We start from the raw sequence: 11,861 nt of genomic DNA, 5'->3' as shown, positions 1-11,861 counted from the left end.
GGGCTTTCAGAACCAAGGAGGCCGTCATGGAAACGACGTCTGCGTGGCCATCTGCTTGGGCCACTGTTATTGACCCGGCGGCAATCGCACTGCCGCCGACGTACTCCATCGACTTCACCGAGTACGTGGCCGTTCCCGTGAGCCCGGCCAAGGAGAGGCTGCGGTAGGCATGCACACACACACGGCTGGCAGCACAGTCGATGCCCACCAAAGGAGCGCGACCGCCCAGCTAGCCGAGACGTACGCTCAAATCGTATGGATCGCCCGCGCGCGGCAGGCCCTCGGCGCGGTTCCGCTGGAACGACGGATCGTGCGCCAGCGCCGTCGAATTGGGCGAATCATCCTCATCTCCTCCCCCGCGTGTTCTCCCGAGGACACTGCGCTGCATGCGTCTTCTGCACTCGCTACGGGGAACACCGTGAGATTCCTCTCGATCGACCCACCGGATCACCTCACCTACGAGTACCTCGTTGCGATTCGCGGGTGGAACCCGCCTGAGAGCCTGCTCCTCGACGAGGATCACCGCGCGTCGACACCGGAAGACCTTGGGGTTCTCGTATGCGCGACGCCTCGCGGGATCTACGAGGTCGACGGGTCATTCTCCGCACTGGGAGAGGGAGACACCGCGTGGGCGCGCCTGACCGAGTTCGTAGACCTGTATGCACGCCCGGCGGTCGACCTTAACCGTCTCACGTCCACTGAAGGGCGCGCGCGCGGAGCTTCTCGTACTCCTCCGCAGTGATGGTCCCCTCATCCAAGAGCGCCTTGCTCTTGGCGATCTCATCGGCCGGCGAGTGCGCCACGCCCAAACTGCGCACATAGTCCGCGGTCGCCTTCTGCGCGTCATTGGCCGCCTGTTCAGCGCGCTTGCGCATCCCGGATCCTCTGGCGACGAGATACACGAGCACGGTAATGAACGGGAGGAACACCAGCGCCAGCACCCACAGCGCCTTCCACCATCCGTTCAGGGATTCGTCACGGAACAGGTCGCCGATGACGGCGAACACCGCGATCAGATAGACGACGAACGCAAAGACCCAGAACACGGTGCCGATGACGTCCCAGAAGCCGTAAAAACCGTTCATATCGCTATTCCTCCTGATAGAGAGCGATGCTCGGAACGCATCGTTTCTAGCAGAGTGACAGAGGCCGAGTCGTGTGCTTGGGTCCTAAGTCACACTGCTCGATTCCCGAGGCTTCTCGGGGGCTACTACGGGAGCCCCAAGCCGACCGATGTGCCGCTGTACGCCTGCGGCTCTTCGAGTGCTTTCACCATGAAGTCGGCGACCGAGGCCCGCGGGATCGGCTTCGAACCCTCGGGCGCGCCGTCCATCGTCTCCACGTAGTCGGCGTATGGATCATTCGTGAGCGACATGGGGCGCGCAATCGTCGCATCGAGCCCGGCCGCCGCGATCAGGCCGAGAGCGGCGGCATGGTCGGCAAGCGGGTAGCGCAGCATCCACATCACTGTCTTGCCGATCGCACCGGGGAGTTCACCATCGACGCCCGCAGACGCACAGTACACAATGCGATTGACGCCACCGCGCTGCATTCCCTCGACAATGTTGCGGGTCATGCGGGCGAGCTCATCAGACTTCTTCAATGCGGTCGACGATGAGAGGCAGGAGACGACCGCGTCGTGCCCTTCGATAGCGGAGGCGACTGCCTCAGCATCGAAGGCATCGCCCTGCACCACAGTCACGCCCTCGTGGGGGCCGAGCTTCTCCGGGTTCCGAACGAACGCGGTGACCTCATGGCCAGCCGCGGCTGCACGCTCGACGACGCGCTGCCCTACCCCGCCGCTTGCCCCAAATACGATGATCTTCACGAGATCACCCTAGAGTCAGACGTGACTCCCGCACATTGCCCACCGCCCTCATCCCGGTGGGTGCCTCGAAGACACGCCCTGGTCCTCGATGACGTGCACTTCGCGTGAAAAGGATCGATATGCCCAAGGCACTGGTTGAGGTACGGCGTCAGTACACGGACGACGCGGCTGCAGCAATCCTGGACGCCGTGCACGAGGCGCTGGTCGTCGCGTTTCGGATACCGCAGGAGGATCGCGGTGCACGGTTGATCGAGCACCCACCGACTCGCTTCACAACCCCCGACGGGCTCGCAGAACCAGACCGATACACGCTCGTGACGATCGATTGCTTCGCCGGTCGCAGCATCGATGCGAAACGCCATCTGTTCGCAGAGCTCTCCAACCGGCTTCACGAAGCGGTCGGCATCCCGCGAGACCACGTGACGGTGATCCTGCACGAGATCTCGCAAGAGAACTGGGGAACGAGGGCCGGGCTGCCAGCCTCGGACATCGATCTCGGCTTCGACATTAACGTCTGACCGACGGGAAGCCGGAGCGAAGCGGGCCCGAGACTCGTCGTGACGGTCGATGAGGCGCCGGTGTGGGCCGAAGTACCCGGCTCTACGCCTCGGCGGGGACGGGCGTCTGCTGGTAGAGGGCGAGTCGCCAGGCGTCCCCTTGGCGGGTGTAGACGCTGGACATGAGCGCACTGAACGCGGGCTCCCCCGCGTCTCGGTAGGCCCGGCCGGTGTAGACGAGAATCGCGTGGTCGTGGCTCAAAGTGATGAGTCGTTCGTTCGCGATGTCATAGCTGCGCCACTGCGGTGCATCCGTGAGGGAGTCGATGACGCGCTGTCGGTCGAGGATCTGGCCGTGGGCGAGAACCTTCGATTGCCGGGCGTCTGTGCCAGGAAGTTTAGAGTGCTGGCATGACCGCACTCAGCGCCGTGCTCGGCGACATCACCACACAAGACGTCGACGCGATCGTCAACGCCGCGAACAATCGGATGCGCGGTGGGGGCGGCGTGGACGGCGCGATCCATCGCGCGGGCGGCCCGGCGGTGCTGGAGGACTGCATCGCCCGGTTCCCTCGCGGGCTGGCGACGGGCGATGCAGGGTGGACGACCGCGGGCGACCTTCCGGCGCGGTGGGTGATCCACACGGTCGGCCCGAACTACGCTGCCGGAGAGCGCGACCGCGGTCTGCTCGAGTCCTGCTACCGTCGCTCACTGGCCGTCGCGGACGAGCTCGGTGCGCGCAGTATCGCGTTCCCGCTGATCAGCGCGGGCGCCTACGGCTGGCCGAAGGATGACGCGGTCGCCGCCGCTGTCGACACGATCCGGACTGCCGAGACGGCGGTCGAGGATGTCCGCGTGGTCGCGTTCGACGAGGCGACGTACCGGCGCATCGAGGGACTACTTCGCGAGGCCTAAGCCGACGGATGCCCCGATGTCGCTGGTGCCTGTGCGAGCGCATTCACCAACGACATCGGTGATGGATTCCCGCGATCGCCTCTATCGAGATTCAGATCGACGGGATGAGGCCCCCATCCACACGCAGCGTCGTACCGGTGATGTACCCCGCCTGCACGCTCGCCAAGAACGCAACCGCCGCAGCATACTCATCGGGGTCGCCGTATCGACCGACCGGAATCGACGACACGCTCTCTGCTGTCACGTCGTTCACATCCCGACCCTCACGCTCAGCCTTCGCCTCATCAAGGAAGGTGATGCGCTTCGTCGCCACGCGACCAGGAACTACCAGGTTCGCAGTGACACCGGACGGGCCGACTTCGCGGGCCAACGTCTTCGACCACCCGAGCAGCGCCGACCGCAGCGCGTTCGACAGCCCGAGGTTCGGAATCGGCGTCACTACCCCTGAGCTCGTGCTTGTGATGATGCGCCCCCAGCCCCGCGCCTTCATCCCTGGCAGTACCCGATCCGTGAGGTGAATGATCGGCAGCACCATGCTGTTGAAATGGTCACGCCACACGTCATCCGACTGGCCCGACACAGGACTCGGCGGCGGCCCGCCCGTGATGTGCACCACGATGTCGACCTGCCAGTGGTCCTTCTCCAGACGATCGAGAGCAGCATCCATCGCGGCAAGATCAGCAAGATCCCAGATCAACGGAACGGCCTCACCACCGGCCTCCCTGATCGCCGCCACAGTGCCATTGGCAGCATCCTCGACGAAATCTCCCACCGCGACACGCACACCCTCACGCGCCAACGCTTTCGCGATCGCCCCACCGAGGCCACCTCCCGCGCCCAACACAAGCGCGCCTTTACCCGTTATACCCAGATCCATCGATCTCTCCTTGTCTCAAACCTGAAACTGCTACTCGACCGTCACGGCGCCCGCCGCGCACCGCCATCGATCACGATCGACGTGCCATTCACATACGACGCCGCGGGCGACACCATGAACGTCGCCACCCGTGCAAACTCCTCCGGCGTGCCCAAGCGGCCCGCCGGGATGGCCTTGTTGCGACGCTCCGACACTTCTGGGTGCGCACTGTCCAACTCGAGCGTGCGCGACGTCGCAATGCGCCCCGGCACAAGCCCCACGGTGCGAATGCGCGACCCAGCTAGCTCATCTGAGAGCGTCTTCATCGTCATCGCCACACCAGGCCGAAGTCCATTCGACAGCGCCAGATCTGGAATAGGTGCCAATGCACTGCCCGACAGCACCATCGCGATGCATCCACCTTCAGACATCAGGGAAGCTGCCCGCCTCGCCACCCTCAACGGGCCCAAGAAGACGCTCTCAAACGCACTCAGCCATTGCTCGTCTGTCGCGACCATGACACCGCCTACCGGCGGGCCACCACCGCTGATGATGGCACCGTCGAGCCGCCCCCACTTCTCGACCGCACCGCCGACGACGCGCTCCGCAGCGTCCCCATCTACCAAGTCGGCTGCCACTCCGAGCACCTGGCCGGGAAAGCGCTCCTCCAGAGAGGCCACCGATGCATCCACTCGCGCCTGAGCGCGCGAGGAGATCACTACACGGGCACCCTCCGCCAACAGGGCCTCAGCACACGCGCCACCCAGGCCACTCGTCGACCCCGTAGTCACGAAGACCCGATCCTTCAGCCCTAGATCCACCAGACACTCCCTTTCACGCGCCGCGAACTGACACCAAGCACCATCACGCACCGCCCCGACGCTGAGCCCCAGAGCCGCGTACGAAACGCCCGCCACCGGTTGAATGCGCCTCGCCGTCACGCACCACGAGCTGACCACGCCGCCACACCCTCGCGATGCTGCCGCGCGTCGTCATGCCCTCGTAGGGGCTGTAGTTGGCCGCGTCATGGAAATCCGCCACCGAGAGGCGCCGCTGGCCGGCTGGGTCAATCGCGACGAGGTCGGCGTCGAAACCCACGTCGATCGAGCCCTTGCCTGCCAGACCGAAGACCGACGCCGCATTCGACGACAGCAGTTGCACCGCTCGCTGCCGTGATAACCATGGGTCGTCGCCGATCACGGCATCCACGATGAGCGGCAGCATTGACTCAAGACCCGGGAGACCCGCCTTCGCTCCAGCGATCTGGTGCGTCGGCTTCGCGGCCGGGCCATGACCGCAATGGTCGCTCCCGAGCGTATCGACGAGTCCACTCGCCGCGGCACGGCGCAGAGCATCCCGATCGCCGCGTTCGCGGAGTGGGGGCAGGACAAAACCCTGCCCGCCCGGCGGCACATCATCGAGATCAAGAAACAGATAGTGCGGGCACGATTCCACATACACCTCGGTCCCCCGCAGTTTCGCCTCGGAGGCCTCACGGACGCCCTCCTCGCACGACGCGTGCACGATGTAGACGGGCGCACCCACCGCTTGTGCGACCACGGCAACGGCGCGCACCGCCGACGCTTCGATCGCCGTCGATCGCCATGCATTCACCTCGCGCATCGACCCCATTGAGCCGAGGCCGACGGCACCCAAGTCATCGACGACGTCGCCCAACTCGGCGTGCACGAGCGTCAGGAGCCCGGCCTTTCCCGCCGACGACATGGCTTTCACGAGGTCGCCCAGACTGCTTTGAATCTGCTTGTCAGGGTGCGCGAGAAAGACCTTGATCGAGATCGCGCCTGCCTCCGCCGCGCCGAGCAGATCCTCGAGGCCGCGTGTGCGATCCCATCGAACATGCGCTGCATAGTCGGCCGTACCGCCGACGCTCTCGGCGATCATGCGATCGATCGCGGCAGCGGCTGTTTCATCGCTTTGCGGGTACAGCTGGTTGGCTATTGTCGTCACACCACCATGCACGGCCGCCTGCGCCACTGACGCGAATGTCTCATCGTGTATCGGATGCACGTGAGCGTCGATCGCCCCCGGCATGATCTCCAGGCCGTCGAGGTCGGTGATGACCGCGCCGCCCTCGGCTGCACCCGCCTGGGTGACGGCAACGATGACGCCGCCATCGATGACGATGTCGCGCGGACCAGCCTCCGGCGACTCGAAAAGTCGAGCGCCACGCAGAATCTCAATCATTAGTGTTCCTCAGCTCCAGAATGTCGAGCAACTCACCGAGCTCCTCTACCGTGCGCGCATCCACCGGCCGTGCCGGCCTGCGGGCGAGCGGGGTGGCAATGAGACCCCGCTCGTAGAACAGCTGCTTGCGAATGGCCACACCGCCGACTCCCAGCTGCGCCTCGAAACGGATGATCGGCAGGTAGTGGTGGAAGATGCGCCGCGCCTCTGCATGGTCGCCGGCAAGATAGCGCTCACAGATCTGGACAAGGATGCCCGGAAAGCCGAAACCGGTCATGATGCCGACCGCACCGCGAGCCAACTCTTCGTAGATGGCCACACCACCCAGCCCGCCCAAGCAGAGCAGGTTCGGGGCGTGCTCCAGAATCGCGGACACCTTCGGGGGGCTCGGCGCTTCTTCGACCTTCGCGCAGAACACCCCGGGAATCTCAGCGAGTTGACCGATGAACTCACCCGGCATGATCACGCCGGTCGTCACCGGCTCATCTTGAACCACCACGGGAATGCCCGTCCGGGCAACCGCTCGATAGTGTTCGACGAGCCCAGGCCCGGGCTTGAAGTTGCGGGGAGGAGCCATCATGGCTGCGGTCGCTCCGAGACGCAAGGCACTCTCAGCCCGCGCAACTGCGACCGCTGTCGACTCGGAGGTGATGCCCGCAATCACGTGAAGCCGGTCACCAGCCCGTTCGACATAGGCGCGCAACACCTCATCGCGTTCGGAGTCGAGCAACTTGTGTGACTCCCCCATGATCCCCAGGGGAACGACCGCCGTGCATCCGACATTCACCGCCTCGTCAACGATGTTCTCGATGCCGGTGAAGTCGATCGTTTCGTCCTCGTTGAACGGCGTCAAGGCGATGTGGGCGACACCGTTGAGTTCTAAAATGTTCCCTCTCAAGGGGGCACTCTCCTTTGTTACTTGCCAATCGGTTCTTGGACGATGCACTAGGCGGCTTCCGGGGTCGCTCGGGCGGACACACGGCCGCGATGCACGACAAGGTCACGGGCCGGCCGACGCGCTAGTGCATCACCAACGTTGAGAGCATCGACCAGCACGAGGTCGGCGATCGAGCCAACCTCGAGTGCGCTCGTGCCTTCGCCCCGCACGAGCGCGCTACCGTGCGCCGAGGCAATGGTGAGCGCCAGCTGAAGCTGCTCGTCTGTGCGGAGCCCGCAGCGCACCGCGAGAATCCAGGCCCTTTCGAGCATGTCGCCCGTCCCAAACGGGGACCAGGTGTTGCGAATGCTGTCATTGCCCGCCGTGAGCAACACGCCTGAGTCGAAGAGCAGCTCCACGGGAGGCGGCGGATCATTGTGGGCGACACACGTCGTCATTGACACCCCCGCTGCCGCCATTGCCTCGGCCAAGCGCGCCTGGCGTCCAGCATCCACCTGCCCCAAGGCGATCGCGTGGCTCACGTTCACTCGGCCCGATAATCCCTCCACGCGCGTGCGTTCGCTGATGAGGTCAAGCTCCCATGCCCCCAACTCGCCGGGGTCGTGCAGGTGCAGGTCGATTTCGCAGTCCTTCGCCACCGCGAGCGCGAAGATCCGGTTGAGATGTCCCACCGGATCCCGTTCCGCACCGGCGGGGTCGAGCCCGCCGATGACCCTCACACCGCGGTCGATGGCCTCGGACAGGAGTCCCTCGACGGCAGCATCCGCGAGCATTCCTGATTGAGGAAACGCGACCTGCTGAATCGTGATGTCACCGCGGAATCGCTCGGCGACTGCGCTGACGACCTCCACGCCGGCAAGGCCGACTTCTGTGTCGATCTCGGTGTGCGTGCGCACCGATGTCGTGCCACTTCTGATGATCTGCTCGACCAGCGCGGTCGTGTTGTGAACGCTCGGCATTCCAAGCCCGCGTCTCAGCTCATGGTCGATTCGCACCCGCTCGGCGACGCTGTTGCCCGCACGATGCGAGTGCCAGGGGCGGCCCACCAGGGTCTTGTCGAGGTGGCAGTGCGCGTCGACGAAACCGGGCAGCGCAAGACGCCCGTTGGCTCGCTCAACGCGATCGTTCGGCCCTGCCTCGATGCTGGGCTCGATTCGCGCGATTCGCTCACCCTCGATCAAGAGATCGAGGGACTCAGCATCGCCGAAAGGCAACCGCACATCGGTGATGAGCAGACGCGAGTGCTCGCTCATTTCGCATCCCCCCGTGCTTGGCCCCGCCGGCCAGTGACGGCACACATATCAGCCGACCTTTCGCAGGAAGTTCTGAGTGCGTTCTTCCTGGGGGCTGTCAAATATCTGAGCAGGCGGCCCCTGCTCGACGACGCGTCCGCGGTCGAACATGATGACCCGGTCGGCTATATCGCGCGCGAAGCTCATTTCATGAGTGACGAACAGCATGGTGATGTTCGTGTTGACCGCGAGGTCGCGGATCACCTCGAGGACCTCACCGACCAGCTCGGGGTCGAGGGCAGACGTCACCTCGTCGAACAGCAGCACGCGAGGCTTGAGCGCAATCGCGCGGGCGATGGCTACCCGCTGCTGCTGCCCACCTGATAGCTGCCAGCTGTGATCCTTTGCCCTGTGTCGTAGGCCCACCCTTTCAAGGTTCGCGAGCGCCTCATGCTCGGCCTCGTCCTTCGCCATGCCCTTCACTCGTATAAGGCCCTCTGTGACGTTGCGCAACACCGTCATGTGCGGGAACAGGTTGAACTGCTGGAACACCATGCCCAGCGAGTTGCGCATGGAACGCAGATGCTTCTCATCCGCGTCGACCAGCTCGCCCTTCTTCTCCATATGCCACAGCGGCTCACCATCGATGAAGACATGGCCTTCGTCGGGACGCACGAGGGTCATGAGGATGCGCAGAATCGTCGTCTTGCCTGAACCGCTCGGCCCGATGATGACCGCCTTCTCACCTGGCGCGACTGACAGGTTCAAGCTGTCGAGCACGGTGGCGTCGTATTGCTTGACGACGTTCCTGAACTCCACCATCGCTTGGGTCCGGTTCACAGCTTCAATTCCACTCACAGCGTGGACTCCCACTCTCTCTAGGTCTGTCTCTGACATGGTGTTGCTCACAGGTCCGCCATCTGCGGGCGATTACGCTGCATCCGCTTCTCCAACTGGCGCAGCGATATGGTTGCCGCGACACTCACCACCAGGTAGAGGAGGCCGACAAGCGTGAACGGCTCTATATAGCGGTATGACTGCTCTCCCAGTCGGAGCGCGGTTCCGAACAGCTCTACCGTGCCGATGACGGCGACGTACGCGCTGAGCTTGAACGCCAGGTTGGCGTAGTTGCCGAGCATGGGAATGATCGGCGGGATTGCCTGCGGAAGAATCACCCGTGTCCAGGTGTGGAACTTCGACAGGTTTATCGAAGTCGTCGCCTCCCACTGGCCCACCGGCACCGATGCGATGCCTGCGCGGTACACCTCGGCCATGTAGGCCGAGATGAACAAGCCGAGGCCCAGTACGCCGCTCACCTGCGGAGTCAGCACGATGCCGATCTCGGGCAGCGCGAAGAAGATCAGATACAGCTGTACCAAGAAGGGCGAGTTACGAAACACGATCACATAGCCGTCGGCGATCTTGGAAAAGAACGGAATGCGCATCGACGACACGATGCCGAGGAGCAGCCCCCCGGCGAGGCCGAATGCGGTGGCGATGAGGGTCACGACCACGGTGACCAACAGCCCGTTGAGCAGCATGGGCATGATGCTTATTGCGTATCCCCAGTCCCAGTTCATGAGGAAAGCCCTTCGGTAAGCGACTTGCTGAGTCGTCGATTCTTGTTCGCGCTGGAGCCTCGTAACGGCTCGACCCGAGTCTTTGTCTCGAGCCACTTGGTGAGCTGGGTCAAGAGATAGGCGAGCAGGAGGTAGATGATCCCGATGCTCAAGAACATCTCGAGTGAGTGACCGATGTGCGTTCGCAGTTCGTTGGCGCTGAAGGTCAGGTCTGCGAGCCCAATGAGTGAGACGACGGCCGTCTCTTTGAGCGTGTTGACGAGCTGGTTGGCGTAGGGCGGGAGCATGATCGGCAGCGCCTGCGGGAAGACGATGTTGCGGAGCCGCGTCAGAGGGCTGAGGTTGATAGCGATGCTCGCTTCGATCTGACCTCGTGGAACGGCCTGAATGCCACCGCGCACGATCTCAGCGATGAAGGCGCTCTGGTTGAGACCGATCACGAGCCACGAGGTGACCAGGGTGCTGAGGTGGATTCCCAACAGGGGGAGCACGAAGAATGCCCAGAAGATGAGGACGATGACCGAAACGCCCCGGAAGAACTCCACGTACACCCAGGCGATACCGCGAACGATCGACGAGCGCGACAAGCGCAGCGCGCCGACCAGCACCCCTATGACCGTGGCGATGATGATCGAGCCGAAGAAGACCAGCAACGTAGTACACATGCCCTGAAACAGTGGGCTGGCTGAGGCTTCAAGCCAAGACAGATCCATCTACTGCACGCTTTCTCTCAATGGCGATGTTTGAGCGAGCGACGCAACACTGGGTGCAGGGGTGTGTTCGACTCCTGCACCCAGTGCCCCTGCGTCAGTCGCAGGTGGTCAGCTCGGGCGATGAGAGCAGCGAGAAGTCGAATCCGTACTCGTCGGACAGCTCCTCGAGCCAGCCTTCAGCGACCAGCTCGTCGAAGATCTTGTCGTAGGCCTCGACGAAGTCTTTGTCCTCGTTCCGCACGACGCTCGCCTGCGCCAGGATGGGAAGGTCGGGCACGATGCCGTCGGCAATGTCGAAGGCACCAGGGTTCGTCGACTGCAACTGCACAAGCGTCTCCAGTGGTGCAACAAAGGCGTCTACCCGGTCTGTGCGCAAAGCGTCGATGCCGCTCTGACGGTCGGGCAAGATGACGATGTTCTCGCTGCCGCCCATGACCTCGATGGCAACGCGCTCCTGCGTGGTCGCACCCTGCGTGCCGAGCTTGGAGTTCGTCGCGGCAAGGTCAGCGAGGCTGTGCAGATCGAGTGGGTTGCCCGGCTTCACCGCGAAGGCATAGGTGAGGACATGCGAGGGCTTCGTGAAGGCCATCACAGGGCAACGCTCGTCATTCGGTGTGAGCCCGCCGATACGGATGTCGGAGCGTTGCGCCATGAGCGCCGGGATGGCGCCAGGAAAATCTGTGACGAGGGCGCCGAATTCGGTGACGCCCATTCGCTTCAATATCTCCATCGTGACGAGGCTGCTAAACCCGGCCGGGGTTCCATCACTTTCGACGAAGCTGGTCGGCGGCGAGTCGACCATGCCGAGGATGGCGCCCTCCGCCTTCATCTTCGTGAGGAGCGCCGGTTCATCAGCGGCGGCCGGCGCGGCGCCGTTGCTGCCGGTGTCGGCCCCACATGCCACGAGCGACACAGCGAGAGCGATAGCTCCCAGCGCGGCGGTGACGGTTCGGGTTTTCTTGAGAGATGTTCTACGGTCCATGGCACGCGGTCCAATCCTGAAATATTGTTGCTCACACGAGATGTTTGGGTAACCGGGAGGCTGCTAGCCGCCGCGTTGTGGACAACGTATATTATTTGAATTTGCACGGTCAACGAGCTCGCCTGCATTTTACAGAGCCGAAACGTGATCGTATA

General features: G+C 63.7%; 16 protein-coding genes. 4 read left to right on the top strand and 12 right to left on the bottom strand.

Annotation, left to right across the window (positions count from 1 at the left end):
* The first annotated feature begins 26 nt into the window (after positions 1-26).
* Positions 27-167, top strand: a complete 141-nt coding sequence (locus FVA74_RS13570) for a hypothetical protein (protein ID WP_168220061.1) — start codon at positions 27-29, stop codon at positions 165-167.
* Positions 168-689: 522 nt separating this feature from the next.
* On the opposite strand, the gene FVA74_RS05155 is transcribed toward FVA74_RS13570, so the two are convergent.
* Both FVA74_RS05155 and FVA74_RS05150 read right to left on the bottom strand, forming a co-directional pair.
* Positions 690-1,085 (bottom strand): PLDc N-terminal domain-containing protein, encoded by a 396-nt coding sequence (locus FVA74_RS05155; RefSeq protein ID WP_147720925.1) that lies wholly within the window; start codon positions 1,083-1,085, stop codon positions 690-692.
* A 125-nt stretch (positions 1,086-1,210) separates the two neighbouring features.
* Positions 1,211-1,828 (bottom strand): NAD(P)-dependent oxidoreductase, encoded by a 618-nt coding sequence (locus FVA74_RS05150; protein WP_147720923.1) that lies wholly within the window; start codon positions 1,826-1,828, stop codon positions 1,211-1,213.
* A 119-nt stretch (positions 1,829-1,947) separates the two neighbouring features.
* Between FVA74_RS05150 and FVA74_RS05145 the strand changes: the two genes are divergently transcribed.
* Positions 1,948-2,346 (top strand): tautomerase family protein, encoded by a 399-nt coding sequence (locus FVA74_RS05145; RefSeq protein ID WP_147720921.1) that lies wholly within the window; start codon positions 1,948-1,950, stop codon positions 2,344-2,346.
* Positions 2,347-2,428: 82 nt separating this feature from the next.
* Here FVA74_RS05145 and FVA74_RS05140 read toward each other — a convergent pair whose 3' ends face one another.
* On the bottom strand, positions 2,429-2,746 hold the full coding sequence (locus FVA74_RS05140) for a nuclear transport factor 2 family protein (RefSeq protein WP_147720919.1): 318 nt from the start codon (positions 2,744-2,746) through the stop codon (positions 2,429-2,431).
* Here FVA74_RS05140 and FVA74_RS05135 point away from each other — a divergent pair.
* A complete protein-coding gene (locus FVA74_RS05135; protein WP_147720917.1) occupies positions 2,737-3,240 on the top strand; it encodes an O-acetyl-ADP-ribose deacetylase in 504 nt (167 codons plus the stop codon). The two genes, FVA74_RS05140 and FVA74_RS05135, sit on opposite strands and share 10 nt — an antisense overlap.
* A 91-nt stretch (positions 3,241-3,331) precedes the next feature.
* Here FVA74_RS05135 and FVA74_RS05130 read toward each other — a convergent pair whose 3' ends face one another.
* From FVA74_RS05130 to FVA74_RS05120, 3 genes are all read right to left on the bottom strand, one after another.
* A complete protein-coding gene (locus tag FVA74_RS05130) occupies positions 3,332-4,117 on the bottom strand; it encodes an SDR family oxidoreductase (RefSeq protein WP_147720914.1) in 786 nt (261 codons plus the stop codon).
* Between the two features lie 41 nt (positions 4,118-4,158).
* Entirely contained in the window at positions 4,159-4,887 is a 729-nt protein-coding gene (locus FVA74_RS05125) for an SDR family oxidoreductase (protein WP_240792342.1), read from the bottom strand.
* Between the two features lie 73 nt (positions 4,888-4,960).
* Positions 4,961-6,091 (bottom strand): dihydroorotase family protein, encoded by a 1,131-nt coding sequence (locus tag FVA74_RS05120; RefSeq protein ID WP_240792315.1) that lies wholly within the window; start codon positions 6,089-6,091, stop codon positions 4,961-4,963.
* Positions 6,092-6,124: 33 nt separating this feature from the next.
* On the opposite strand from FVA74_RS05120, the gene FVA74_RS13730 reads away from it, so the two are divergent.
* Entirely contained in the window at positions 6,125-6,304 is a 180-nt protein-coding gene (locus tag FVA74_RS13730; protein WP_240792314.1) for a hypothetical protein, read from the top strand.
* On the opposite strand, the gene FVA74_RS05115 is transcribed toward FVA74_RS13730, so the two are convergent.
* The 6 genes from FVA74_RS05115 to FVA74_RS05090 all read right to left on the bottom strand — a co-directional run bounded on the left by FVA74_RS05115 (position 6,294) and on the right by FVA74_RS05090 (position 11,637).
* Positions 6,294-7,247 carry a dihydrodipicolinate synthase family protein gene (locus tag FVA74_RS05115; RefSeq protein WP_147720910.1) on the bottom strand — a complete coding sequence of 318 codons (954 nt, stop codon included), beginning with the start codon at positions 7,245-7,247 and terminating at the stop codon, positions 6,294-6,296. The genes FVA74_RS13730 and FVA74_RS05115 overlap by 11 nt on opposite strands.
* Positions 7,247-8,452: an amidohydrolase gene (locus FVA74_RS05110; protein ID WP_147720908.1), complete on the bottom strand. Its 1,206-nt coding sequence runs from the start codon at positions 8,450-8,452 to the stop codon at positions 7,247-7,249. The genes FVA74_RS05115 and FVA74_RS05110 overlap by 1 nt, the downstream gene beginning before the upstream one ends.
* A 48-nt stretch (positions 8,453-8,500) precedes the next feature.
* The gene (gene ehuA / locus FVA74_RS05105; RefSeq protein ID WP_304610602.1) at positions 8,501-9,289 is read right to left on the bottom strand and encodes an ectoine/hydroxyectoine ABC transporter ATP-binding protein EhuA; all 789 of its coding nucleotides are present in this window, start codon (positions 9,287-9,289) and stop codon (positions 8,501-8,503) included.
* A 47-nt stretch (positions 9,290-9,336) separates the two neighbouring features.
* Entirely contained in the window at positions 9,337-10,011 is a 675-nt protein-coding gene (gene ehuD, locus FVA74_RS05100) for an ectoine/hydroxyectoine ABC transporter permease subunit EhuD (protein ID WP_147720906.1), read from the bottom strand.
* Entirely contained in the window at positions 10,008-10,724 is a 717-nt protein-coding gene (locus FVA74_RS05095; RefSeq protein ID WP_147720905.1) for an amino acid ABC transporter permease, read from the bottom strand. Before FVA74_RS05095 ends, ehuD begins: the two co-directional genes overlap by 4 nt.
* Positions 10,725-10,818: 94 nt before the next feature.
* Positions 10,819-11,637, bottom strand: coding sequence for a transporter substrate-binding domain-containing protein (locus FVA74_RS05090; RefSeq protein WP_168220057.1), 819 nt, complete (start codon positions 11,635-11,637; stop codon positions 10,819-10,821).
* Positions 11,638-11,861: the final 224 nt, after the last annotated feature.

Origin of the sequence: Salinibacterium sp. dk2585, assembly GCF_008001035.1 — a bacterium.
In the GTDB taxonomy this organism is placed as follows: Bacteria; Actinomycetota; Actinomycetes; order Actinomycetales; family Microbacteriaceae; genus Homoserinimonas.
Note: the sequence above shows the minus strand (reverse complement) of the source record. Positions and strands in the feature narration are given on the sequence as shown.